The 26,789-nt window shown below is 39.4% G+C and carries 22 protein-coding genes; 13 read left to right on the top strand and 9 right to left on the bottom strand.

The annotated features are described in order from the left end of the window. Window positions 1-447 precede the first annotated feature (447 nt). A complete protein-coding gene (locus A9G13_RS01745) occupies window positions 448-1,800 on the top strand; it encodes a hypothetical protein (RefSeq protein ID WP_065555900.1) in 1,353 nt (450 codons plus the stop codon). A 966-nt stretch (window positions 1,801-2,766) separates the two neighbouring features. Here the strand turns inward: A9G13_RS01745 and A9G13_RS01735 are convergent. Next, on the bottom strand, window positions 2,767-2,958 hold the full coding sequence (locus tag A9G13_RS01735) for a hypothetical protein (RefSeq protein ID WP_065555898.1): 192 nt from the start codon (window positions 2,956-2,958) through the stop codon (window positions 2,767-2,769). A 59-nt stretch (window positions 2,959-3,017) separates the two neighbouring features. Here A9G13_RS01735 and A9G13_RS01730 point away from each other — a divergent pair, with 59 nt between their 5' ends. Continuing rightward, the gene (locus tag A9G13_RS01730; RefSeq protein WP_141670839.1) at window positions 3,018-4,382 is read left to right on the top strand and encodes a hypothetical protein; all 1,365 of its coding nucleotides are present in this window, start codon (window positions 3,018-3,020) and stop codon (window positions 4,380-4,382) included. A gap of 1,011 nt (window positions 4,383-5,393) precedes the next feature. After that, entirely contained in the window at window positions 5,394-6,824 is a 1,431-nt protein-coding gene (locus A9G13_RS01725) for a hypothetical protein (protein WP_065555896.1), read from the top strand. 634 nt (window positions 6,825-7,458) lie between these two features. Here the strand turns inward: A9G13_RS01725 and A9G13_RS01720 are convergent. Both A9G13_RS01720 and A9G13_RS01715 read right to left on the bottom strand, forming a co-directional pair. Next, window positions 7,459-8,724, bottom strand: a complete 1,266-nt coding sequence (locus tag A9G13_RS01720) for a Y-family DNA polymerase (RefSeq protein WP_065555895.1) — start codon at window positions 8,722-8,724, stop codon at window positions 7,459-7,461. An 8-nt stretch (window positions 8,725-8,732) separates the two neighbouring features. After that, window positions 8,733-9,167, bottom strand: coding sequence for a LexA family protein (locus A9G13_RS01715; protein ID WP_218059119.1), 435 nt, complete (start codon window positions 9,165-9,167; stop codon window positions 8,733-8,735). A gap of 393 nt (window positions 9,168-9,560) precedes the next feature. On the opposite strand from A9G13_RS01715, the gene A9G13_RS01710 reads away from it, so the two are divergent. From A9G13_RS01710 to A9G13_RS01700, 3 genes are read left to right on the top strand one after another with little or no spacing between them, the layout of a single operon-like run. Next, window positions 9,561-10,634 carry an HlyD family secretion protein gene (locus tag A9G13_RS01710; protein WP_065555893.1) on the top strand — a complete coding sequence of 358 codons (1,074 nt, stop codon included), beginning with the start codon at window positions 9,561-9,563 and terminating at the stop codon, window positions 10,632-10,634. A 13-nt stretch (window positions 10,635-10,647) separates the two neighbouring features. Continuing rightward, window positions 10,648-13,446 (top strand): ribosome-associated ATPase/putative transporter RbbA, encoded by a 2,799-nt coding sequence (gene rbbA, locus A9G13_RS01705; RefSeq protein ID WP_065555892.1) that lies wholly within the window; start codon window positions 10,648-10,650, stop codon window positions 13,444-13,446. Between the two features lie 5 nt (window positions 13,447-13,451). Continuing rightward, a complete protein-coding gene (locus A9G13_RS01700) occupies window positions 13,452-14,582 on the top strand; it encodes an ABC transporter permease (RefSeq protein WP_065555891.1) in 1,131 nt (376 codons plus the stop codon). A gap of 39 nt (window positions 14,583-14,621) precedes the next feature. Here A9G13_RS01700 and A9G13_RS01695 read toward each other — a convergent pair whose 3' ends face one another. After that, window positions 14,622-15,323 carry an ArsR/SmtB family transcription factor gene (locus A9G13_RS01695; protein WP_065555890.1) on the bottom strand — a complete coding sequence of 234 codons (702 nt, stop codon included), beginning with the start codon at window positions 15,321-15,323 and terminating at the stop codon, window positions 14,622-14,624. A gap of 154 nt (window positions 15,324-15,477) precedes the next feature. Here A9G13_RS01695 and A9G13_RS01690 point away from each other — a divergent pair, with 154 nt between their 5' ends. After that, window positions 15,478-16,689: an MFS transporter gene (locus tag A9G13_RS01690; protein WP_065555889.1), complete on the top strand. Its 1,212-nt coding sequence runs from the start codon at window positions 15,478-15,480 to the stop codon at window positions 16,687-16,689. Window positions 16,690-16,830: 141 nt separating this feature from the next. On the opposite strand, the gene A9G13_RS01685 is transcribed toward A9G13_RS01690, so the two are convergent. From A9G13_RS01685 to A9G13_RS01665, 5 genes are all read right to left on the bottom strand, one after another. Continuing rightward, entirely contained in the window at window positions 16,831-17,883 is a 1,053-nt protein-coding gene (locus tag A9G13_RS01685; RefSeq protein ID WP_065555888.1) for an alpha/beta hydrolase, read from the bottom strand. An 85-nt stretch (window positions 17,884-17,968) separates the two neighbouring features. Further along, window positions 17,969-19,114, bottom strand: a complete 1,146-nt coding sequence (locus A9G13_RS01680; RefSeq protein ID WP_065555887.1) for an MFS transporter — start codon at window positions 19,112-19,114, stop codon at window positions 17,969-17,971. A 130-nt stretch (window positions 19,115-19,244) separates the two neighbouring features. Further along, complete coding sequence (locus A9G13_RS01675) at window positions 19,245-20,144, bottom strand: AraC family transcriptional regulator (RefSeq protein ID WP_065555886.1); 900 nt, start codon at window positions 20,142-20,144, stop codon at window positions 19,245-19,247. 235 nt (window positions 20,145-20,379) lie between these two features. Beyond that, on the bottom strand, window positions 20,380-21,063 hold the full coding sequence (locus A9G13_RS01670) for a flavodoxin (protein WP_065555885.1): 684 nt from the start codon (window positions 21,061-21,063) through the stop codon (window positions 20,380-20,382). A gap of 134 nt (window positions 21,064-21,197) precedes the next feature. After that, window positions 21,198-22,079 carry a LysR family transcriptional regulator gene (locus tag A9G13_RS01665; protein WP_065555884.1) on the bottom strand — a complete coding sequence of 294 codons (882 nt, stop codon included), beginning with the start codon at window positions 22,077-22,079 and terminating at the stop codon, window positions 21,198-21,200. A gap of 181 nt (window positions 22,080-22,260) precedes the next feature. Here A9G13_RS01665 and A9G13_RS01660 point away from each other — a divergent pair, with 181 nt between their 5' ends. The 6 genes from A9G13_RS01660 to A9G13_RS01635 all read left to right on the top strand — a co-directional run bounded on the left by A9G13_RS01660 (window position 22,261) and on the right by A9G13_RS01635 (window position 26,765). Beyond that, window positions 22,261-23,079, top strand: coding sequence for an SDR family oxidoreductase (locus A9G13_RS01660; protein ID WP_065555883.1), 819 nt, complete (start codon window positions 22,261-22,263; stop codon window positions 23,077-23,079). A gap of 36 nt (window positions 23,080-23,115) precedes the next feature. After that, window positions 23,116-23,436, top strand: coding sequence for a carboxymuconolactone decarboxylase family protein (locus tag A9G13_RS01655; protein ID WP_065555882.1), 321 nt, complete (start codon window positions 23,116-23,118; stop codon window positions 23,434-23,436). Between the two features lie 23 nt (window positions 23,437-23,459). Then, on the top strand, window positions 23,460-24,422 hold the full coding sequence (locus tag A9G13_RS01650) for an aldo/keto reductase (protein WP_065555881.1): 963 nt from the start codon (window positions 23,460-23,462) through the stop codon (window positions 24,420-24,422). A gap of 26 nt (window positions 24,423-24,448) precedes the next feature. Continuing rightward, the gene (locus A9G13_RS01645) at window positions 24,449-24,886 is read left to right on the top strand and encodes a cupin domain-containing protein (RefSeq protein WP_065555880.1); all 438 of its coding nucleotides are present in this window, start codon (window positions 24,449-24,451) and stop codon (window positions 24,884-24,886) included. A gap of 216 nt (window positions 24,887-25,102) precedes the next feature. Continuing rightward, window positions 25,103-26,101, top strand: a complete 999-nt coding sequence (locus A9G13_RS01640) for a methionine ABC transporter ATP-binding protein (protein ID WP_065555879.1) — start codon at window positions 25,103-25,105, stop codon at window positions 26,099-26,101. Next, window positions 26,091-26,765 carry a methionine ABC transporter permease gene (locus tag A9G13_RS01635; RefSeq protein WP_065555878.1) on the top strand — a complete coding sequence of 225 codons (675 nt, stop codon included), beginning with the start codon at window positions 26,091-26,093 and terminating at the stop codon, window positions 26,763-26,765. Before A9G13_RS01640 ends, A9G13_RS01635 begins: the two co-directional genes overlap by 11 nt. Window positions 26,766-26,789 lie beyond the last annotated feature (24 nt).

The following is a 26,789-nucleotide window of genomic DNA, read 5'->3' as shown; positions in this document are numbered from 1 at the left end:
TCAACCCAAATCCAGCTTAAAAATAAAGCCAATGCCTTCATCTTTACTATTCTTTACAAATAAACTCAACAAAATAGTAGTTAAATTTTATCAAGGCGATATACTTTTAGTGATGAGTGGTACGGAGGTTATTTTTCGCGCACTCGAATGGAAAAAATGTAAATAAAACATAAAATTACTTGACGGAATCTTCATCATGCCTTATACTGGAAGACACAAGACACAAGACACAAGCACTGGCAGCTTTACGTCCAAAATCTATCTCAATACACTATAGTTGACTCATTTCACCGAAGTGATAATTTAGTCCCCAATTTAATCCCAGATTTAGCCCCGCACCGTCGGCATAATCGGCAACCTAGTTACCAAAATCAGCAATTACCACCATTATCACTAATTAAGTGTAGGCCGCGTTTTAGTTTTAGCTTAAAGCGTTGTTTAGCCTTAATGCCGTTGTTGTTATTGCCGTATGCTACTACTACCCAAGCGTTGTCGGCTACTACGGCCCAGGTAATCCATGGTAGTCAGCCATATTTAACCTTTGATAATGGGGTAACTAAGGTTACCACTACGGAAGCTCTACTAAGTATTACCATCTCTGACGGTACTACTCGAACCACCTACACACCGGATAATACTTCAACCGCAGCCAACCCAATAGTGCTCAGGGTAGCCAACCAGCGCTTTACCGATATTGGTATGCTGGTGCCTACCAATACCAATTCCATCGCCTTAAACGCTCTAATTGGTGCCCCGTATAATTATTGGGGCGATGATGATGGTGATGGCCAGGGTGCTAATGGTATAACTGCTAGCGGTGATTTAAGTGTTAGTATTACCGATAAAGACAATCAAGTCGTGAGCCGTAGTGCCAGCTTAGATATCTGTCAAGCGCCTTATATAGTGCAATTAACCAGTACAGCTGGTAGTTTAACCACCCAGTATGGGCTGCCTAATAGTAGTAGTTTCAGCGGTGGTACCGCCACTTATTATATCAGTCCTAAAGCCGTGCCTACAATTTGTTACGCCCGGCCGAATCTGACCTGGGGCACCGGCGACTACGCCGGCCCCGCCACTATCTGGAACCCAACTAAAGGCTTCCTGGTGCAATCCACTGAGTCATCAGGTTACAGTCGTAACTTCCCGACTACCGGGGCTAATAATCTGTATTTTGATTTAGACATAGGTGGTATTAAAGGTTCAGAATTGACATGGCCAACAGTCAGCCAAGGAGGTATAACGGCTACCATGACGCCATCCCCCGATAATGCTAATAACATCCGCGTCACCCTCACCGGTCCGGCGGCAACAGCATCCCAATGGTATTCAGATTCAGACACACTGGGTAGTATCGCTAGACCCAGCTTGCCACAGACATTCGTGTTGGTAGGTAAAGATAGTAGTAATAATGAGGTATTAAAATATGGTTTTAAGTTACAGCAGTGGTTCGTCCACCGCGGAACTAAACAAGATAATCTTGCTAACACCTCATCCTGGTGTCGTAGTTTAGGCGGCGGTTACCGTCTGTCCCAGGTCAAAGACTTAACTAATGCTGTGCGTACAGGAGCAGTGGGCGCCACGCCGGCATCAACTCAAAATAATTACCAACGTAATATTGGTGCGGGTTTGTTCACCGAATGGGGCGGCATGCACTATTATACCGCTGCCGGCTTCGTCAACTACTACTACTGGACACCTGACAGCAACGGTTCGAACCAGTTCACTGTCGAATCGTACATCGGCAACGTTTACAGCAACTTTCCCTCCCTCAGCCCTAACGGGGTTTGTGCCTATCCTTAGTCCTTAGTTCTTAGACCTTAATCCTTAAGTCACGGGTGTTTAATAAGGGGTAATAAAGTTTAAGTAATAAAAGGACGGTTGCAGCGGCAGGGGCAACCCGAGCCGCTTTTTAAAAATGCCAGCCACAGCGCTGGCATTGTTATGCTTGTCAAGATGTTTCCTGAGAAGTATACGTTTGCGTATAAAATTGACTAATCAGTCACGCTGCCGCTTAGGCGTTAAGAGGGATTGGTGTGAATCCCTCTTAACAATCTCCCCACACCCCGCGGGAAGTAGTGGTCACTGCGTGACTACCCTCGCTCGCTAATTGGCACTTAACGAACCGCCGCGTATCGCACTTCCCTGTGCGCCCACGGCTCACCCGGCTTCCTGCCGGCTGTTCTATGCCAATTACCTCCCTCGGCACCACTTAAGCGGGGGATAAAGACAACAACCATAAAAATCAATTAATTCAACATTAGGTAAAGGTGTTAAGGTGTTGGTGTTAAATTGGCCGTTAGATGGTGCCGACAACTGAGGGCGGTTAGCACGGCAAACAGGGAGGTTTGCCGAGGGAGTGCTTTGTAGGAACAAATCACGACCGGTGCGTTAAGACCAAGCGAAGGCGGAGGGCAGTCGCAGACCACCTTCTGCAGGCCCGCGTTTGGGTTGTAAGGGAATTTTCGCGCTAAAATTCCCTTACTCGAGCGTTAACTCTGTAATTAATATAATCACCAAATCGTAAAACGCTCGAAACCTAACCGATTTAAATAATTAACTTCTGTTAAGATGTTTCCTGAGAGGGGTATATTTCAGTATAAAAATGGCCAATTCCGCAAGGATAATCCTTCATCTTTACTATTCTTTACAAATAAACTTAACAAAACAGTAGTTAAATTTTATCAAGGCGATATACTTTTAGCGATGAGTGGTGCGGAGGTTGTTTTTCGCGCACTCGAATGGAAAAAGTGTAAATAAAACATAAAATTACTTGACGGAATCTTCATCATGCTTTATACTGGAAGACACAAGACACAAGACACAAGCACTGGCAGCTTTATGTCCAAAATCTATCTCAACACACTGTAATTGACTCATTTCACCGAAGTGATAATTTAGTCGCCGATTTAATCCCCGATTTAGTCTCGTGCCGCCGGCATAATCGGCAATTACCGCCATTATTGCCCATTAAGCACCAACCGCGTTTAGGTTTTAGCTTAAAGCGTTGTTTAGCCTTAATGCCGTTGCTATTGTTGCCGTATGCTACCACTACCCAAGCGTTGTCGGCTACTACCGCCCAGGTAATCCATGGTAGTGCGCCATATTTAACCTTTGATAATGGGGTAACTAAGGTCACGACTACAGATGATCTGTTAGGTATTAAACTTTCCAACGGTGCTCGCTTCACTCCGGCAACCAATACTTCAGCGACTACACCTATAGTGTTACCTAATGTAGGAGAAACTTTAGCTGATGTACAGATGCTGGTACCTACAAATGCCAACTCCATAGCCTTAAGCGCTTTAATTGGTGCCCCGTATAATTATTGGGGTGATGATGATGGTGATGGTCAGGGTGCTAATGGTATTACCGCTAGCGGTAATTTAACTGTGAGTATTACCGATAATACAAATCAAGCCGTGAGTCGTAGTGCCAGCTTAGATTTATGTAAAGCACCTTATAAAGTGCAATTAACTAGTACAGCTGGTAGTTTAACCACCCAGTATGGGCTACCCAATAGTAGTAATTTCACAGGTAGTACTGCCACTTATTATATCAGTCCTAAAGCGCCACCTAAAATCTGTTACGCCCGGCCGAATCTTGATTTTGGCGCCGGCATCTTCGCCGGCCCCGCCACTATCTGGAACCCAGATAAAGGCTTCCTAGTGCAATCCACTGAGTCATCAGGTTACAGTCGTAACTTCCCGACTACCGGTGCTAATAATCTGTATTTTGATTTAGACATAGGTGGTATTAAAGGTTCAGCATTGACATGGCCAACAGTCAGCCAAGGAGGTATTACCGCTACCATGACGCCATCCCCCGATAATGCTAATAACATCCGCGTCACCCTCACCGGTCCGGTGGCAACAACATCCCAACAACAATCAGCCTCACCGGGTAGTATCGCTAGACCCACTTTACCACAGACATTCGTGTTAGTCGGTAAAGATAGTAGTAATAACGAGGTATTAAGCTATGGTTTTGAGTTACAGCATTGGTTCGTCAACCGCGGAACTAATAAATATACTTATCCTAACCACTCATCCTGGTGTAGTAGTTTAGGCGGCGGTTACCGTCTACCCCAGGTTAAAGACTTAACAAACGCGGTGTGTTCGGGAACTAATTCAGGCTCTTGGTGCCAAGGAGCAGTGGGCGCCACGCCGTCATCAACTGAGAATCGTTACCAACGTAATATTGGTGCTGGTTTGTTCGCCGAATGGGGCAGCATGATCACTTATACCGCTGCCGGCTTCGCCTACTACGTCTACTGGACAAGCGACAGCGACGGTTCGAACCAGTTCTATGTCGACTCGAGCCTCGGCGACGTTCGCAGCGCCAATCCCTCCCTCAGCCTTACCGGGGTTTGTGCCTATCCTTAGTCCTTAGTTCTTAGTCCTTAATCCTTAATCCTTAAGTCACGGGTGTTTAATAAGGAGTAATAAAGTTTAAGCAACCAAAGGACAGTTGCAGCGGCAGGGGCAACCCGAGCCGCTTTTTCGTTAAGAGGGATTGGTGTGAATCCCTGTTAACAATCTCCCCACACCCCGTGGGAAGTAAAAACCAATTAATTTCATAATAGTCTTGTTGTTAAGGTGTTAAATTGGCCGTTAGATGGTGCCGACAACTGAGTGAGGTTAGCACGGCAAACAGGGAAGTTTGCCGAGGGAGTGCTTTGTAGGAACAAATCACGACCGGTGCGTTAAGACCAAGCGAAGGCGGAGGACAGTCGCAGACCACCATCTGCAGGCCCGCGTTTGGGTTGTAAGGGAATTTTCGCGTTAAAATTCCCTTACTCGAGCGTTAACTCCGCAATTAAAATAATCACCTAACTATAAAACGCTCGAAACCTAACGGCTTTAAATAATTAACTTTCCTGTCAAGATGTTTACTGAGAGGTATACGTTTCAGTATAAAAACCCAACCCAAACCCAGCTTAAAAATAAAGCCAATGCCTTCATCTTTACTATTCTTTACAAATAAACTTAACAAAACAGTAGTTAAAATTTATCAAGGCGATATACTTTTATCGATGAGTGGTGCGGAGGTTAAATTTCGCGCACTCAGATGGAAAAGTGTAAATAAAACATAAAATTACTTGACGGAATCTTCATCATGCCTTATACTGGAAGACACAAGACACAAGACACAAGCACTGGCAGCTTTACGTCCAAAATCTATCTCAATACACTGTAGTTAACTCATTTCACCAAAGTAATAATTTAGCCCCCGATTTAGTCCATGATTTAGCTACGCACCGTCGGCAACCCAACTACCCAAATCAGCAGCTAAAATCATTAACACCATTACCGCCAAATCGGCAGTTATCGCCATTATTACCAATTAAGCGCCAGCCGCGTTTAGGTTTTAGCTTAAAGCGTGGTTTAGCTTTAGTGCCGTGGCTATTATTGCCGTATGCTACTACTACCCAAGCGTTGTCCGCCACTACCGCCCAGGTAATTCATGGTACTCAGCCGTATTTAACCTTTGATAATGGGGTAACTAAGGTTACTACGGGTGATGGTCTATTAGGTATTACTATCTCTGATGGCACAACTAAAATCACTTATACACCAGCCGACAATACCTCAACTGCAAGTAATCCAATAGTATTACTCAAGGAAAACCAGCGCTTTACCGATATTGGTATGTTGGTGCCACCTACTACTGATTCAATCACCTTAAACGCTCTAATTGGTGCCCCGTATAATTATTGGGGCGATGATGATGGTGATGGTCAGGGTGTTAACGGTACTACCGCTACCGGTGATTTAAGCGTGCGTATTACCGATAAAGACAATCAAGCAGTGAGTCGAAATACTGTTTTAAGTGCTTGTAATGGTGCCCCTTATAAAGTGGAATTAACCAGTACTGCTGGTAGTTTAGCCACTCAGTATGGGCTGCCTAATAGTAGTAGTTTCAGCGGTGGTACTGCTACTTATTATATCAGTCCCCCACTTAAAATCTGTTACGTCCGCCCGGATCTGGCATTTGGTAAAAATAGTGAGACAATTGACGGCATAAACTATAACTTCGCCGGCCCCGCCACTATCTGGAACTGGCCTAAAGGCTTCCTGGTGCAATCCACTGAGTCATCAAGTTACAGTCGTAATTTCCCGACTACAGGGGCTAATAATCTATATTTTGATTTATTGGTAGGCGGTATTGATGCCGCAACTTTAACTTGGCCAACTGTCACTCAAGGTGGTATTACTGCCACTATGACCGTTAACCCTCCGCGAGATTCATGTGTTGGTTACTTCGGTTGTTTTAACCCTGATGGAGCTTCTTCGGTGCGCGTTACTCTCACAGGTCCGGCGGCAACAGCAGCCCAACAACAATCAGCCTCACCGGGTAGTATTGCTAGACCCACTTTGCCACAGACATTCGTGTTAGTCGGTAAAGATAGTAGTAATAACGAGGTATTAAAATATGGTTTTAAGTTACAGCATTGGTTCGTCACCCGCGGAAATAAATATGATACTTATCCTAACCAATCATCCTGGTGTAGTAGTTTAGGCGGTGGTTACCGTCTACCCCAGGTCAAAGACTTAACTAATGCGGTGTGTGTTGACTCTTGGTGTCAAAGTAATCCTTGGCCAGTCGCCACGCCGTCATCAGATGGTAATTATTACCAACGTAATATTGGTGCTGGTTTGTTCGCCGAATGGGGCGCCATACTCGAGTATGGCGAAGCCGCCGGCTTCGTCGGCAGCTATCACTTGACAAGCGATAGCGACGGTTCGCGCCAGTTCGGTGTCTACTCGATCCTCGGCGACTCCAACACCATAAGCGGAGGCGAAGCGGTTTGCGCCTATCCTTAGTCCTTAGTTCTTAGTCCTTAATCCTTAAGTCGCGGGTGTTTAATAAGGGTTAAGCAGCAACAGGACGGTTGCAGCGGCAGGGGCAACCCGAGCCGCTTTTTAAAAATGCCAGCCACAGCGCTGGCACTTTTATGTTTGTTAAGATGTTTCCTGAGAAGGGTATGTTTGCGTATAAAAATTGGCTCATTAGTCACGCTGCCGCTTAGGCGTTAAGAGGGATTGGTGTGAATCCCTCTTAACAATCTCCCCACACCCCGCGGGAAGTAGTGGTCACTGCGTGACTACCCTCGCTCGCTAATTGGCACTTAACGAACCGCCGCGTATCGCACCTCCATGTGCGCCCACGGCTCACCCGGCTTCCTGCCGGCTGTTCTATGCCAATTACCTCCCTCGGCACCACTTAAGCGGGGGAATAAAAACCAACACCCAACCATAAAACGCTCGAAACCTAACGAATTCAAATAATAAAATCACAATAATCTATGTCAAGATGTTTCCTGAGAAGGGTATGTTTGCGTATAAAAATCGACTTAATATTAGTTATAATTTAGGCTTGATACTACTACAATAGTGAATTTAAACAAATAAGTTAAATAAAGAACGATTCGCGTTATTGCTAGTGTTAGTGGTTCATTTATTTCACCAATGGCAACTCGTCCCAACGGGTGGTGTAACGTTGGCTGAGTAGTTGGCGTTTTATTTGCCAAGGTGCTTGTGGTTGTGTTCCACCTAGTTGGATAGTGTTTTTGCCCATTTTGCGATTAATGTTATCTATTGTTTGCATTAATTGGTCATTTTTTTGTTGCCATGTAACTGTTGATTCGTCGGTGAATAAATCGTATTGCGAATTACTGTTTTTGGCTTTTAGATCCAATAACATTACTCCGGCTTTCATAAATAGATATCCTTTTTTATAAATTGCTTGCAAGCCTTTTTGGGCGGCGTGAACGATTAACCGCGAATCATCAGTAGCAACCGCAAGGGGAACGACTATTGATGGGTGGTATTGGTTTAAGTCTTTACGAAAATGATTCGTCTTTAAAAAGATCGCTACGGCATTGGCGACGGATTGTTGCCGTCGGAGTTTTTCGGCACCACGGCAGGCGTGCATGCGAATTGCTTCTTGCAAGTCAAATAAGTCACCGGTTAAACGGCCAAAACTACGCGAGGTCATGATATTTTTTTTGGGCGTGGCTAAATCATCTAATTCAATGCAGGCAATGCCACGTAATTCTAAGACAGTCCGCTCTAGAACTACGGAAAATTGTTGCCTAATTTGTTTTAGATCGGCTTGGTGTAAATCCCAAGCACTGTGTATGCCTAAAGTTTGTAATTTTTCGGCAATGCGGCGGCCGACGCCCCAAACTTCATCAATGGCATGGGCTTTTAAGGTGTCAATAAATGAGGTTGTATTGGTTGCCAAGCAGTAAACGCCTTGATGAATAACTTGTTTTTTGGCGATATGATTAGCTAATTTTGCCAAAGTTCGCGTGGAGGCAACGCCAATACTAACGGGGATCCCGGTGTCGCGTTTAACTATTGCCCTTAATTTTTGACAATGATCAGGGATGTCGCTAAATCCGTCTAATTGTATAAAGGCTTCATCAATCGAGTAGGGCTCAATGTTGGCCGTATAGTTGCGCACGGTGTCAAATACCCGTTGGCTCATGTCACCATAGAGTTCATAATTGGAACTGAGTAAGGTAATTTGTTTGCGAATTTTGGGTTGAATTTGGTAGGCAGGCATCCCCATTGGGACTAGTGGTTTTAATTCGTTAGAGCGGGCGATGACGCAACCATCATTGTTGGATAAAATGCCAATGGGTTGGCCTTCTAATTTGGGATTAAATACTCGTTCACAAGAAGCATAAAAGTTATTGCAATCGATTAAGCCAATCATCAACAGCCTCACTTGCGTAAAGAGTGAATGGTGTGGATAACTACACCCCAAATATGGACTTGTTTACCAACTAATGAAATTGGCGCATAGAGGGCATTGCCGGCCAGCAAATGATGTTGCCCATCAATTATGCCTAAGCATTTACAAGTTAGTTCGCCATCAACCGCGGCAATCACAATATCGTCTATTTTAGGCGTTAATGAGCGATCGACCACTAATAAATCACCGCTATAAATACCATAATCAATCATTGAATCGCCCATGGCTTTAATGTAATAGGTGGCGCTGGGGTGTTTAATTAAATGTTCGGTTAGATCTAGTTTAGCTTCTAAATAATCATCCGCGGGCGAGGGGAACCCGGCTCTAACAGGGACGTCGACCCAAGGTAAATAATTTTTGACATTAACGTCAACAAATCCAAGTACCATACAACTTTTATTCAAGAAAGATCTCCTTAAATTGACTAAAAAATTATTGCTTGGAGGGCAATCTTCGCGGTAAAACTTATTAACCTGTATAAATATACAGTATATAATTTTAAGTTCAATAAAAATACTGTAAAAAAATAGCTAGGTGGTGAAAAAATGTTTACTGCTGTTTGGTGTTATTAAAGTTGCCATAATTGTTAATATTGGGATTTATTTGTGGATGTAAGTTGTGTGATTTAATGTTATTAGTACTAAATTTTAGCTTTTCTTGCGTTTGTTTTATGAGTTGATTTTATTTATAAAAAACATTTGCTATTATTTAAACAGTAGTAATTAAATAACTTAGCAAAAAATAAATTCGCACGAATTTATATTATAAATTAATCAATTTGAGACAAGGCGTAAGGGATGAAACAAATAAGCAAAAAGTGGGTTATCGTTGCGGTTATTGTAGTTGGTATTGGTTTTGTGGTGTGGCAATTAATGACAAAAGATGGCTATGGACCAGATTTTACCAGTGGTAATGGCCGCATTGAGGCTACCGAAATAAATATTGCGGCTAAACTAGCCGGAAAGATTGAAAAAATTAATGTGGATGAAGGTGATTTTGTTACGGCTAAGCAACCATTGGTGATTATGCAAACCGACACCTTACAAGCACAATTAAATGAAGCCCAAGCACAATACAACCAAGCAATTAGCAATGAAGTCAATGCCAAAGCTCAAGTCGCGTTAAAAATGAGTGATAAAGTTGCCGCCCAAGCTGGCGTGGCACAAAAAGCCAGTGATTTGGATATTGCCTTAAAACACCTTACTCGTACTACTGCCCTTTATCAAAAAGGTGCCTTGTCTGTTCAACAATTCGATGATGATACTGCAAAAGTAAATAGTGCTAAAGCGGCATTAGATTCAGCTAAATCTCAAGTTGTTACTGCTGATGCTGCCATTGAAGCCGCCCAAGCCAGTGTTGATAGTGCTAGCGCGGCCATTAATGTGGCTAAAGCTAATATTAGTCAAATCCAAGCGGATATTAATGATAGTACGCTTTCGGCGCCAGTTGATGGCCGGATTCAATACCGCATTGCCCAAACCGGTGAAGTGTTACCTTCAGGTGGTAAAGTGCTAAATTTAGTTGATCTATCCGATGTGTATTTGACTTTCTTTTTACCAGAAACGATTGCCGGGCGAGTTGCTATTGGGGATGAAGTTAGATTAATTCTTGATGCCTTACCCAATAAAGCCATTTCGGCAAAAGTTTCGTTTGTATCGAGTGTAGCCCAATTTACCCCTAAAACTGTGGAAACTAAAGATGAACGTCAAAAACTGATGTTTAGAGTAAAAGCACAGTTAAGCCCGGAATTGTTAAAATGTTATATTAAGCAAGTTAAAACAGGCCTACCCGGCGTTGCTTGGGTTAGGCTAGATCCTAAAACACCTTGGCCAGCCGATTTATCTGATGTTGCAAAGTGTCCAAGTAAATAATTGGAGTTAGCATATGTCAGAAGCCGACAATAAGGATTTAGCTTTACTTGCTGAAGATAAACCGATTGCTGATGCAGTGGTAAAAGTTAGTAATGTAACGCTACATTATAAAAAAACCTGTGCGCTCAATGATATTAATTTGAATTTTCCGCCACGCTGTATGATTGGCTTGATCGGCCCTGATGGCGTGGGTAAATCGAGTTTATTGTCCCTTATCGCGGGTGCTCATGTTATTCAAGAAGGTTTAGTTTATGTGTTAGATGGCGATATGAAGGATAAAGCCCATCGTAAATCTGTGTGTACCCGTATTGCTTATATGCCCCAAGGGTTAGGTAAAAACCTATATCCAACTTTGTCGGTTGAGGAAAATCTGCAATTTTTTGCCCGCCTTTTTGGTAATAATGCGGCCGAACGCCGTCGCCGAATTGATGAATTAACCCGTAGTACCGGGCTTTACCCGTTCTTGTCACGTGCTGCTGGGCGCTTGTCTGGTGGGATGAAGCAAAAAGTCAGTTTGTGTTCGGCTTTGATCCACGATCCTGATTTATTAATTTTAGATGAACCCACAACTGGTGTGGATCCACTATCGCGTGCGCAGTTTTGGCAATTAATTAATAAGATTCGTGAGCAACGCCCCCAAATGAGTGTTATTGTGGCCACCGCTTACATGGATGAGGCGCAAAATTTTGATTGGTTAGTAGCTATGTATGGCGGTAAAATCCTGGAAACCGGCACTCCGCAGGCTTTATTAACCAAAACCGGCAAAGATAATTTAGATGCGGCTTTTATTGAATTAATGCCGGATGACGCCAAACAAGGTTATCAAGCCGTTACCATTCCACCTTTAGATATTAATCAACAAACACAAATTGCCATAGAAGCTAAAGGGCTAACTAAACAATTTGGTGATTTTATTGCCGTCGATCATGTTAATTTCTCCATCAAACAAGGGGAAATATTCGGCTTTCTAGGATCAAATGGTTGTGGTAAATCCACTACTATGAAAATGTTAACCGGATTATTACCAATTTCGTCGGGTGAGGCGTGGTTATTTGGCAAACCAGTTGATGCCAGTGATATTAATGTTAGGCGACACTTGGGTTATATGTCGCAAGCGTTTTCTTTGTACAGTGAATTAACCGTTGAACAAAATTTAGTTTTACATGCTCGCTTATTTGGCATTGAAGAGAGCAAAATTCCGGCTCGGGTTGAGGCGTTACTTAAACGATTTGGCTTAGTACAAGATGCACAAAGTCTACCGGATAGTTTGCCGTTAGGGGTAAAACAGCGGTTATCTTTATCAGTTGCGGTGGTGCATAATCCTGAAATTCTGATTCTGGATGAACCAACTTCAGGGGTAGACCCGATTGCGCGTGATGATTTTTGGCGGTTAATTATTGAGCTTTCCCGCCAAGATAAAGTCACAGTATTTATTACTACCCATTTTATGAATGAAGCCGCGAGGTGCGATAGGATCTCGTTGATGCATGCCGGTAAGGTTTTAGCCAGTGATACCCCGGATAATATTATTGCCTCTAAAAAAGCAAAAACGTTGGAAGAAGCGTTTATTACTTATTTGGTGGAAGCCGGTGCTGATGATACCGCGGAGGCAGAAAACACCGCTGCAGTAACCAATACTGTAGCTAGTAACGATGCAGATAAAACTACCGAAAAACAATTTGCTGGCTTTAGCTTAACAAGAATGGTGGGCTGTTTATGGCGAGAAACTCTTGAGCTGTCTCGCGATCCGTTAAGAGCCGTTTTAGCTTTGTTAGGTTCAGCAATTTTGATGTTAGTTATGGGTTATGGTATTACTTTGGATGTCGAAGATTTACGTTTTGCGGTGCTCGATCGTGATCATAGTGGCCTTAGCCAAAATTACACGCTGAATTTATCCGGTTCCAAACGTTACTTTATCGAACAACCGCCAATAACTGATTATGATGATATGGATGCGCGCATGCGTAGTGGTGATATTGCGTTGGCAATTGAAATTCCACCGCATTTTGGGCGGGATATTCAGCGCGGTGATCAGGTTGAAATTGGTATTTGGATTGATGGTGCCATGCCAATGCGTGCCGATACTATTAAAGGGTATGTGCAAGGCATGCATTTGGCTTGGTTGAGCGAAAAAGCGAAGGAAAGTTTAGGACAAACCTCTGCTAGCCTAGCCGATATAGAAACCCGATACCGTTATAATCCGGATATTAAAAGTTTACCCGCCATGGTGCCAGCGGTTATACCGATATTATTATTAATGATCCCATCCATGTTAGCGGCCTTATCGGTAGTGCGCGAAAAAGAAATGGGTTCGATTATTAATCTTTATGTAACGCCAGTTACCCGAGCGGAATTTTTGTTAGGTAAGCAAGTCCCGTATATTATTATTTCAATGTTGAGTTTCTTGCTGTTGTTATTAATGGCGGTAACTATTTTTGATGTGCCAATCAAAGGTAATGTACTGACTTTGTGTGTGGCGGCTTTAGCTTATTGTATTATTTCGACGGGCTTTGGCTTGTTGGCATCCACCGTAACCCGCAGCCAAATTGCGGTTATCTTTTTAACTTGCGTAGGAACTATGTTGCCGGCAATCCAATTTTCCGGTTTGCTAAATCCGGTGTCATCACTGGAAGGTATGGGTAGATATATTGGTGAGATTTATCCAACAACGCATCTATTAATTATCGCTCGGGGGGTATTTAACAAGGCGCTGAGCTTTACTGATTTACATAGTTCTATTTTCGTTTTACTGATCACCATTCCGATTGTGCTTGGTGTCAGTATTGCACTTCTTAAAAAGCAGGAAGGATAAATATTATGCAAAGTTTAACTAATATTTATCGTTTAGGCATTAAAGAGTTATGGGGATTATTGCGCGATCCGATTATGCTGCTGTTAATCGCTTATTGTTTTACTTTGGATATTTATACCGCGGCTACAGCAACATCTGATTCGTTGCATTATGCGTCGGTAGCGGTGGTCGATGAAGATGATTCGCCGTTATCTCGGCAAATTATTCAGGCGTTTTATCCGCCGATGTTTATAAAACCGGTAAGATTATATTCTATGGATGAAGTTGATCGGGGTATGGACACCGATCAGTTTACTTTTTCACTCAATATTCCACCTAATTTTCAGCGTGATGTGCTGAATAATCGCAGCCCGGAAATTCAGCTTAATGTCGATGCAACGCGTATGGGGCAGGCGTTTGTTGGTAATGGTTATATTACCCAAATTGTGAATGGCGAGATCACTGAATTTGTTAATCGCTATAGTGCTACTAATAGTTTACCGGTAGGTATTCAAGTACATACCTCCTTTAACCCTAATTTAACGCGGTCGTGGTTCGGTTCGGTTATGGAAATAATCAATATTGTAACCACTATATCGATTATTTTGACCGGGGCAGCATTGATGCGTGAACGCGAACATGGCACTATCGATCACTTGCTGTCAATGCCGGTAACCCCGTTTGAAATTATGATGTCGAAGATCTGGTCGATGGGATTAGTAGTACTGGTTTCAACTTGGATTTCATTATTAGTGGTAGTGCATGCTTGGATAGGTGTGCCGATTACCGGTTCGGTGGCGTTATTTTTAACCGGAGCGGCGTTGCACCTGTTTGTAACCACGTCAATGGGTATATTTATGGCAACGGTGGCTAAATCCACTGCGCAATTTGCCATGTTATTTATTTTGATTTTATTACCATTACAAATGCTGTCCGGTGGTAGCACTCCGCGCGAAAGTATGCCAGAATTTGTCCAGAATATTATGCTATTAGCTCCAACCACTCACTTTGTAGAATTAGGACAAGCTATTTTATATCGCGGTGCTGGTATCGAGGTTGTTTGGACTTCGTTTGTCTGGTTACTGGCGATTGGATCGGTGTTCTTTGTCTTTTCTCTAATGCGTTTCCGTAAATCAATTGTGAGTATGGGATCGTAACAATCTATTACTCATTGAATACAATTGAAAAACTGATAATTAACTACCTTGAATATTAAGGTAGTTAATTATAGCGTTAAGTTTTATTCTACCTAATGAGGTAATGGTCAATTCCCGACGATTAATGTCTTGTTTAAACCAAGCTTGGTGTAGCATTGCTTTAAGTAGTTGCGAGCCTAATTGACCACCAATATGATCGCGATGTTCAGTAAAATCTATGCAACGTTTACCCACAATTTTACTGTCAAAATCATCTGGTAATAATTGCTGGTGATTTAAAAAATCTTTGCCAGATTCAGTTATTAAAAACAGATCTTCTTGAATTGCTATTAAGTTATTTTGTAGCAATGATTGTGTTAATGCTACCGACCATGAGCCAGCTAAATGTTTATAACATGTTCTAGCTTGCTGAAATTTTGGTTTGCTGTTGTTATTGGTTAAATACAAATAATCTTTGGGTGGAATAATTCTAAAGGTTGATTCTATAAAATCAGCGGTATCTTGATTGTTAATTTCATAGTAACGATGCCGGCCACAAGATCTATGGTGAATAAGTTGGGCATCTGCTAATTTTTTTAAATGAAACCGTGTTGCTGACGGCGATAAATTTAATTGTTTTGCCAACCACGATGCACACAGGGCGCGACCATTCATTAACTCAGTGATAATCATTACTCGATTAGCGTCGGACATAACATCGGAAAAATGGATTAAATCTTCACAATATAATTTTTTACTCATCGATTTAATGGTACTCCAATAGATTATTAACCTACACAATCTTACTCCGCTTTTACATTATATGTTTCAATTTAATTTTAAACATAGTCAGCTAATTAGAAATAAACTCATTAAATATGTTGGTTATTAAAAAACGCTTTATAGTAGGTAGCTAATGAGTGATCAAACCACTGATGCCAAAACCGGTTATTCTATTTATATTATTTGTGGTTTAGGCTTGTTTTTATCAACGCTTGATACCGGAATTATTAATTTAGTTCTAAATTCACTAGCAATTAGCTTTGCGGTTTCATTGACGTTTATAGGTTTATCTATCACTTTATATTTATTATTTTTGATTATTTTGCTTATACCTAGTGGCTGGTTTGGCGATATTTATGGGCAAAAAGCTGCATTAATATTAGGATTTTTGCTGTTTGCCATAACCTCGTTTTTAGCCGGATCCAGTGAATCCGCCTGGCAATTTATTTTAGCTCGCTGTGGTCAAGGGATAGCGGCGGCATTATTACAGGCAAATTGTTTAGGATTAGCTGGGGTACAATCGACCAAGCAAAAATTACAATTAAATGCAGTAATTATGTTAGCCATTAGTATAGGGCCAATATTGGGACCTAGTTTAAGTGGTTTTATTTTACAATATTGGCAATGGCGACTACTCTTTTTTATTAATGTTCCTTTTTGTATTTTAGGTTTGGCAGTGACGTTGTCACTAAATAAATCACCTTATAACAGGCATCGTGCCGGTGCTTTATTCGTTTTCGAGTTATTACTTCAGTCAACTATTAGGTATGTGGCAGTTGGTAGTTTTATTTTTGGGTTTACTGCTGGAGTTATTTTTTCTGTTTCCCCAATTATATTGATTAGGGAAACTAATTATCCTATTGATATTATAGGCTTAATTTGTATGGCTTCGCCGATAGGCGTGATTTTAAGTGTATTGATTAAAAAATTATTAGGCAAAGATGTTAACCAAATGATCTTGATCTATGCTTTACCGGTTATGTTGTTGGCATTTATTTTATTTTGGGGCATAAGTTTAAATATTTCAGTAGGTACATATATTGTAGCCGCTTTAGGTTACGGTATTGGTGGAGGCTTATTACAAAGTTCATTAATCCAGATAGCAATGCAGCAACAACCAGATAAACAATCTACAATTGGTGGCATGTTAAGATTGTGCCAAAATTTAGGTATTATTTTAGGTACCGAGTATGCTTTAGTTGTCTTAGAAACAAATAAGATTAATGATGATTTGGCACAGCAAGCAGAAATGTATCAACAATTATGGGGATTAACTCTCATGATCCTAATCTGTATGTTTATTTATTCGTTTAGATATAACCAAGCGATTAAAAATAACCAATAGCAGTGGGTTGGCACTTAAGCCGATATTTTATGGCAAACAAGATTGGATTGAAAAAGGCAAAATAACCAGTAAGTTTTTGCCAACAAGCATTACATATTATAAATTAATCATTGGCAAAAAATAATAACTAGCTACTAGATTTTAATTGGTAGTCAGGAAAGTAATCACATTATCTACAAAAATTTTTCGTCCATATGGATTCCTATCCAAATGAACAAAATGAGTTCCATTTGCAATCTCAACTAATTTTGCATTAGGTGCTTCATTGATGATTGCTAAGGCATCTTCTTTACGACTCCAAAAATCATTTTGAGAAAAGATCACTAACGTTGGCATAGTCAAATTTTTTGCTTGCCATTGCCGTTTGCCAATTGCCAATTCAAAGCTATCAGCCATAGCACCATTAGGCGAGCGGAATTGTGGTGGAGTATGGTCATAAGATTGTGGATCGGAAGCTAATGCTGCTTGTGCATAGGCTTGGCTAACTAAAGGATCGCGCCATATATTTTTATCTTGCATAGGAATACTGTTATCCCATGCCGGGAAAAGACTTTCTCGAGTATTGAGTTGATAACCACCTATGTGTGGATTAAGTTGTCCAGAATGTGCAGGGTCGTCCAAAAAAGAACCCTTGCCAAGCATTGGATGATTTTGCGTTGTGCCATACAAAGAATTATATATTACCAGTTTATTCACAGTTTCAGGATATTTGTTGGCATAAGCCGCAGACCAATGACCACCAGTTGCCCAACCTAACAAATTTACTTTAGACCAAGGTGATAATTGTTTAATGAAATTAATTGCACAAGCAATATCCTCAACGGCTGAATCTGTTCTAACTAAAGGGGCGGATTGTTCTGCTGGTAGTGACATTTCAATAGGTCTACTTGATTTACCATATCCTCTTAAATCTAATAAATAGGTATCTATTCCGGCTTCAGCAAGTTCCTGAGCCAACGATCCTCCTTTGACAGGTAAATCAAACGAGCCTATAGATGGCACTCTGGCACCATGAATTAAAAGTACTGGTGCGGGTTTATTAATATGTTTATTTGCTGCAAGCTTAATTTCTCTAATAAATAAATGTTGATTGTTAATGCATGATTCAAGGTAAAAATCTTGTTTTTGTAACGTATTGGCATTACTCATAGAAATAAATCCTAACGTAAATAGAAAAACTAAAAGTCTCGACATGTATTAATGCTTCCTATATTAACAATTATTTAAAGTAAGCCAATTTTTAGTATTTAAAAATATAACAAAAATTATTATTTTTTAATTAAAATTTCCGACTTTTAAATACTAACCAAAAAGGTATTAATAATAAGCAAATATAGATACTAAATAGCATTCGGTATTGCATTACGTTTAATATAAAACTACCTAAATAAGTTCCTATACCGCCACCGCCAAAAATAGCCACGCCAATGAGTCCGGACGATAAGCCTTTATTGTCACCTGCAAGTTCAAGGGCTGTACTAGCTAAAATTGATTGAACTAATATATAACCAATTCCAAGCATCATAGTTGCTAGATAAGCTAAAGCAACACTATTACAACAATATAGCAATAACGATGTTAACGAACAACTTAAACCTAAAATAACGACATTTTTAGGAGTCATACTTTTTAGAAAAATTCTATTGATAAAACCGGTAAAAAAACAGGCTAAACCAAATAACATTAATCCCAGACCAACATACTTATAATCGATAGCCAGCGATTTGAAAAAATACGCGCCGATAAAAGAATAACTGCCTAGTACTATAAATCCATTACAAAAGGCCAGAAAATATACCATTAGTAAGGTTTTATTTTTCAGTAATAGAATAGTTGTAGGGATAAAATTTGATTTTGCTATGTTTTTCGGACTAGTTGGTAAGCTGAAAATTGTCATAAAAGATAATAGCGATAAGATAGAAAATATTAGAAATATATTTCGCCAAGTGCTAATTTCTATTAACCAACCACCAACTGCCGAACTTAATCCTTGCCCTAGAAAAATCAAGCCCAGAAAAATACCAACTAGTTTAGTTAATATTTCATTTTTATATAATTCACCTAAAATACCAAGTGAGACGGCGACAATGCCAGCAGCAAATAACCCTGTAATAAATCTATAAATAGTTAGTAGCATTAAATTTTGCGCAAAAGAACAAAGCAGGGTGGCTAGTGATAATAACAACATTAAGGCAAGTAATATATTTTTTCTGCCATATTTGTCACTATAATATCCATAAAAAGGCTGTAGTACACCATAAGGAAGCAAATAAGCTGTAAGCACGATACTCACTTGTGAGATGGTAAGCCCAAAGTCAGCTGCAATATTGGGCAATAAAAGTGAAGCGACCCAATTGTCAGCGGCAGAAATGAATCCTGCTAAACCAATAAGCATTACCAACCCATAATTTTTGATAAAGTTCATCTGCAAACTTCCAGATTGTTAACTAAATTGAAAATAATACTCTTATATTTTATTGAAAACACTTATTTAATAAATAATAGACTCACTTAGCCAACCGAGATGATTCTAACTTAGAAGCGTAGTGATTATGCTAACTACGTTTTTTGAGCATGTCGCGGTGTGGTGCTTCACCAAATTGACGCTTATATTCGCGGCTAAATTGGGAGGGGCTTTCGTAACCAACTTGAAAAGCTACCGTTTTAACATCTTTACCTTCTACTAACATTAAGCGTTCGGCTTCATATAAGCGTAATTGTTTTTGAAATTGTAATGGACTAAAGGTGGTAACTTGGCGGAAATGGCGGTGAAAGGTTGAACTTGACATGTTGACTAATTTAGCTAATTGTTCAATATCTAGTGGCTTGGCGTAATTGTTTCTTAACCAATCAATAGCTGTTGATATTTGGTTAATTTTGGTGCCGCTGGAGTTGGCAAGGCGCAAACTTTCGCCAACCGGACTACAAAGCAAATAATAATGCAGTTCTTTAATTATCATTGGTGCGATGATTTGGATATTTTCAGGTTCATCTAGTAGATCCACTAAACGTAAAAAACTTTCGAGGATTGGTAGTGATACTTCCGCAACACTAACTTGTGATGCTGGTTTTTGTTTTAAAGAAGTTGGTTTGATTGGCATTTCAGTTAATAACTGACTGATGATGTGTTTATCAAGTTTGATTGAAATCGAAATAAATGGCAGTTCCGGACTGGCGTCAGTAATATGGTAACTCCCTGGCAAATCGACACTAACTACCATAAAGTGGTTTTTACCATAATTAAACTCTTCATTACCAATCATAGATCGTTTAAATCCTTGCACTACTAAGGCAATCATTGGTCTATAAAAGCAATTTTCCTGCGGGCTGTCATTGTCATGGCGTGATAGCATTAATCCCGGAATAGCAGTAGCTTTGCGATCTGCTTGAGGTAAATGCTGGATTATCTTTTGTTTAAGATAATAATTAGTTTGGGCTAGTCGATCATTTGACATTCTGATCTTCCTGTCATTGAGAATAGTTTTTCTGCGATAAAATAACTTATTGATCAATATATCTCAATTAGGTGTTTTTATGCATGTACAAAAATAGCAAATTATTACCTAATTCGCTCAATTCTATTGATATTCCAAATATTAATAGAGACAAATAATAGTCGATGAATTTATTTTATTAAGTAATTTTTTATTTTGCCTTAATTGGCAAATTGGTAAGTTAATCTCAATAAACTCAAACCAACGAAAGTTTATTTACCCAATCGACAATATCATTTTTAGCATTCTCAATTCTGTCTCGATAAATAGTTAACCCATCTTGACCACGAAAATCAGCATTAGGTTGCAGTTTGGCGATAGTCGTGCGAGTATTGGCAAAACCGCTACCGCCATTCGTTCCAAATGGAATGACTTTTTTACCGGCTAAGCCATGTTGTGACAAAAAAGAATAAACGGGTGTAGGCAAATCAGCCCACCAAATAGGATAACCGAATAAAATAGTATCGTATTGATCGAGGTTATTGATAGTTTGCTTAAGTGCTGGTCGATAATGACTATTTAATTCTTTTTTGGCTTGATCAATTAATTTTGCATGATCGGTGGTGTCATAAGGAACTACGGTTTCAATGCGAAATAAATCTGCATTTTTCAAAGCTTCTTGAATAACCAGCGCCATATACTGGGTATTGCCTAAGGTTTGATTAGCAATAGTAACAGTACTGTTTTCGCGATGTTCACTTAGAGTACTGTTGGTTTCTGGTAATGAATAGTAAACAACTAAAATAGTGTTACTATTTGGTTGTGTTATTGGTGATTGCGCATAGACTTTATTGTTTGATAATAAATAACCCGCGGTAATTGTGGTTAATCCCGCTGCCATGGTTTTTAAAAAATACCTTCTTGAAACCCTGTTCATCATTTACTCCCTTAATAATCACTTGCATTGGTGAAAATTTGTTGGTTAAACGAGAGTAACATGCTGTTGCCAGCAACCGAATACACATTTATGGCAATTGTTTGCATAAAATAGGCATTTTTATCGCTTTTAAGGTATCAATATTTTAATGCATCAACAACGAGTTTGAATACGTTTGAGTGACCTTGACGACTAGGGTAATAAATATAAAAAGAATCGTAACTAATGGCAAATTCAGCTAATAATTCAACTAATTGACCGCTGGCTAATTCGTTTTCTACATCGGGCATTCCTAACCAAGAAATGCCGAGACCATCTAATACGGCTTGTTTACGTACACTGCTATTAATTTTAAATTGTGAGTGCGGTTGGTATTTTACTATTTTGCCATTTTCAATGAATTCCCAAGTTAGTTCCGTGCTATGTTGGGTAGAAATTTGCATACCTACCAGGCGGTGATTATCTAAATCTTTAATTTGCTTAGGTTGGTCTTTGCCAGCTAAGTAGCTAGGGCTAGCCACTAACGCCATTTTTAGTGGCGCTGAGATTTTGACCGCGATCATTTCTTTGGCAAGATCGTTACCTAAACGGCACCCCATATCAAAACCTTGTTTAACGATGTCGGCCCAACTATTGTCGGCTTGAATTTCGATTTTAATTTGTGGATATTTTGGTAAAAAATCACGTAATTTAGGATAGATAATGTGTTCAATGGCAAAATCTGGGGCATTGATTTTAATCGTACCGGCAGGGGTGCTAAGATAACTATTTAATGCATTAACCTCTTGATTAATAGAATTAAATAATGGGGATATTTGTTGGTAAAGTTGTTTGCCAGCTTCAGTGAGCGAGACATTACGGGTAGAACGATTAAATAAACGTAAATTTAAGCGATTTTCTAATTTGCGTATGCTGTGGCTCACCGCAGAAGCTGAAATCCCCAGCTGTTTACCTGCTTTTACAAAATTACCAGTTTGAGCAATAGTAATAAAATAATTCAATTCATTGAAGTTATACATCATATGCTTGGCCATTATTGAATTTTATTCATCATACTATAAAACAATAGCTAATTTATCTCAATAAAGGGAGTGTCTAGAATAACTATTAGCGATTAGTTAGTCTAAGCAAAATGATTGCTACCTAATAATCTGAAAAAATGAATTTTCTTCATAGAAACAGCGACAATCGAGGTTAATAATGTTTAAGCAAGTGATTGTTTTGAGTGGTGCTGGTGCGATTGGCATAGCTATTGCCAGGCGTATTGCGGTAGGCAAACAATTAGTATTAGCGGATGTCAACATAGCCAATGCGGAAAAACAAGCTCAAGAATTGCGTAATGCTGGATTTGCTGTGCATACCATTGGTTGTGATGTATCAAATCCAGACGATGTCCATAAATTAGTTCATTTTGCCGTTGGGCTTGGCGATATTATGGGGCTAGTTAATACTGCCGGTTTATCACCATCACAAGCATCGGCTAAACGGTTATTTGCTGTTGATCTATATGGTACGGCATTGTTATTAGATTCCTTTGCTGACGTGATGGCTAAAGGCAGTAGTGCTTTAGTGATTGGTTCGCAATCGGCTCACCGGTTAGAACCATTATCAATTGAACAAACCAAAGCACTAGCATTAACGCCTACCGAAGATTTACTTAAGTTACCCTTTATTCAAGAAGTCGATGATAGTTTAAAAGCCTACCAACTTTCTAAACGCGGTAATGCTTTGCGGGTGCAAGCGCAAGCAGTTAAATGGGGGCATCGTGGTGCCAGAATAAACTGCATCAGTGCCGGTATTATTCATACGCCACTCGCCAATGATGAGCTTAATGGCGAACGTAAACAATTTTACCGAAACATGCTTAAAAATTTACCCGTGGGGCGAGGTGGTTCACCCGATGAAGTTGCCAATCTGGCAGAACTTATTATGTCCGAAAAAGGCGCTTATATTACGGGTAGTGATTTGTTGATCGATGGTGGTGCCACTGCAAAATTCTGGTGGGATCAAGCTGACTAATTTAGTTAAAACTCAATAAGTAATTAAGGAATAAAAATGAAGAAGGTAACCGCAGGTAGAGACGTTTTGGGCGATTTTGCCCCCAAATTTGCGCAACTTAATGATGATGTATTATTTGGTGAAGTGTGGTCACGAGAACAGCAGTTATCTCAACGTGACCGAAGTATGATCACGGTAACGGCATTGTTAGCTAGTGGCATCTTAGATAGTTCATTGCAATACCATTTGCAAACAGCCAAAGATAATGGCATTACTAAGCAAGAGATTGCTGAGGTTATTACGCATGTAGCCTTTTATATTGGTTGGCCAAAAGCTTGGGCTGCTTTTCGTTTTGCTAAAGAAATTTGGACTGATTAATAACCTTTTACAATGGGGATTATATGAACTATGTAAAACTAGGTAATTCTAATATTACTGTCTCAAATTTTTGTTTGGGATGTATGAGCTTTGGTGATCCAGCAAGTCAAATGCATGCGTGGACACTTAACCCAACTGAAACCGAGACCATTATTAAACATGCTTTAGATTTAGGTATTAACTTTTTTGATACTGCCAATACCTACTCTAATGGAACCAGTGAAGAATATGTTGGACGGGCATTAAAAAATAATATTGCTCGCGATAAAGTCATATTGGCAACCAAAGTCTATTTTAATGAAGGGCATCTTTCAAAACAGGCAATAGCAAAAGAAATTAATGGTTCACTTAAGCGCCTTGGTACTGATTATGTAGATCTTTATATTATTCATCGTTTTGATTATAACACTCCAATAGAAGAAACAATGGAAGCGTTAGATAATTTAGTCAAGGCTGGTAAAGTCCGTGCGTTAGGTGCATCGGCAATGTATGGATATCAGTTTTTCAATTTGCAACTTGCAGCTGAAAAGGGCGGTTGGACGCCATTTATTGCTATGCAAAATCATTATAATCTACTATATCGCGAAGATGAACGTGAACTTATTCCTATTTGTAAACAATATCATGTTGCATTAACCCCATATAGTCCCTTAGCCGCTGGTAGACTTTCTCGTTTGGATTGGCAAACAGATACTTTACGTAGTAAAACTGATAAAGTCGCTATTACCAAGTATGACAGTACTCAAAAAAATGATAGCAAAATTTCACTAAGAGTTCATGAACTAGCTGAAAAATATGGTGCTAGCATGACACAAATTGCTTTAGCTTGGCAATTGGCCAAAGGTGTGACTTCACCAATTATTGGTGCTACTAAAACAAAATATCTTGATGATACTATAGGAACATTGAATATACAACTAACGCAGGAAGATATTAATTATCTTGAAGAATTGTATTTACCTCATCGCATTATGGGCGCTATTTAACTATTGTTAAGAATAAGGATCATAATATGAAAATAATCGACAAAACAGAGTTTGCCAAGGCAAATATATTTGGAATAGGGGAACTTAATACCGCCTATGCTAAATATTTTATTGGTAATTCCTTTCTTAAACCTTTAACCGATCCAGCTAATACATCCTTATTTCTAGCAAATGTAACCTTCGAACCGGGTTGCAGGAATAATTGGCACATCCATCATGCCAGCAAAGGTGGCGGACAAATTTTGTTATGTACAGCTGGTAGTGGTTGGTATCAAGAGCTGGGTAAACAGGCAGTTAGTTTACAGCCAGGTTCAGTTATTGTAATCCCAGCAGAAGTGAAGCATTGGCATGGTGCCAAAGCTGATTCTTGGTTTAGCCATATTGCTATTGAAGTCCCGGGAGAAAATCTACATAACGAATGGTGTGAGCCTGTGTCGGAACAAGAGTATCAGCAACTGAAATAGTGGTGGATGTTTATTGGTTGTTAGGTATTAAATTGGACATTTTGGTATAAATAATTCGACATCAAAATTGGTGTATATATAGAAATAGTTAGTCATCATATAACGGTAATTAAAGGAGTTAAATCAAATTTAATTCTATTGATTACTGTTTTCATTTATGTTAGTTTTTTGCATAAGTTATTTTATAAAAAATATAAACACAGCGTGGGATAGCTTTTGATAAAAGTTGTAAACTTATGTAAGAGCTTTTCTGATCAAGTAATACTTGAAAATATTAACCTGAATATTACCAAAGGTGAGATTCACGGCATTATTGGAAGTAGTGGAGCAGGTAAATCAACATTATTACGCTGCATTAATGGATTGGAACCATATCAGAGCGGAAGTGTTAAAGTTGACGGTGTAGAAGTCAATACTTTACCGCTACAACCCTTAAGAGCTTTAAGAAAAAAAATTGGAATGGTTTTCCAAGACTTTGCATTGCTCGAAAATAAAACTGCTTATGATAATGTAATGTTACCTTTACAATGTTGGAATGTAGATAAACTAACTAGACATCAACGAGTTATTGAATTATTAACTTTAGTTGGGTTATTAGATAAAGCCAATGATTTTCCGAAAACACTATCAGGTGGTCAAAAACAGCGCGTAGCCATTGCGAGAACATTGGCTTTAAAACCTGATATTATCTTATGTGATGAGGCAACCTCAGCCTTAGATCCTCAAACAGCAAAATCGATTTTATCCCTTTTACAAGCGATTAATCTTCAAACTAAAATTACCATTGTCATGGTTACGCATCAGCTTGAAGTTGTTAAAGCTATTTGTCATCGTGTTTCTATAATTGATAACAAAACAGTGGCTTTGACAGCTCCAGTTATAGATGTATTACTACAAGAACCAGCTGCTTATAGAAAACTGATTGGCTCTACAGTCTTTGAACTTCCAGATAATCAAACTTGTTTGAAAATTATTTGTACTGATAGTACCGCTGATCAACAAATTTTATCGATTTTAGCTCAGCAATTACACCTTAATTTTCAGGTTATTAATGCTAAAACAGAGAATTGTAACGGCCATTCGTTAACAATTTATTATATTAGTTTCATAATTAGTGAATTAACTCATGTATGTTATTTTCTTGATGAACAGAAAATTAGGTATATACATATTAAATCAGTGATTACAAATAATGAGGTAGTAGATGTTCTTTAACCTCAGCCAAACTAGATTATTTGACTACTTAACGATTATTATTTGGCCGGCGCTGCTTGCTACTTTAAAAATGTTAGTCGTTTCAGCACTTTTGGGTTTTTTATTCGGTGGTATTTGTGCAGTAATTTTAGTTGTAACCAGACCAAGGGGATTAGCTCCTCGGCGCTTAGTGTATAAAAGTATTAATTACTGTATTGATATTACTCGATCATTCCCAGCTCTAATTATGATTGTGGCATTAGCTCCATTTACAAAATTATTAGTTCAAACTAGTGTAGGTTGGCTTGCGGCGTCAGTTACATTGAGTATTATTACTATTCCTTTAGTCACTAGACTTGTTGAATCTTCATTATTGGAAGTTAATCCGAATACAATTTTAGCCGCTAAAGCTTTTGGCGCAACTAACTGGCAAATTCTAACACGAGTTATGTTTGTAGAAGCAAAACCAGCATTAGTTAATAATATGACATTTATCTTAATTCAAGCATTAGCAAATACTACTTTAGCTGGAGCAGTTGGTGCTGGTGGGCTTGGTGCTGTAGCTTTGACCTTTGGTTACGAGAGATTTGATGATGTGGTTACTTATTTTGTAGTATTTATTATCGGTATTATGGTTTGGACCATTCAAGCTATGGGGCAGTTTATTTACAATCGTCTTAAATAATCTATTAGCAGTAAGAGCAATTTC

The sequence above is a fragment of the Gilliamella sp. wkB178 genome, assembly GCF_001690705.1.
GTDB lineage: Bacteria > Pseudomonadota > Gammaproteobacteria > Enterobacterales > Orbaceae > Gilliamella > Gilliamella apicola_K.
The sequence above is the reverse complement of the archived record's forward strand: the minus strand, read 5'-3'. Positions and strand labels throughout refer to the sequence as shown.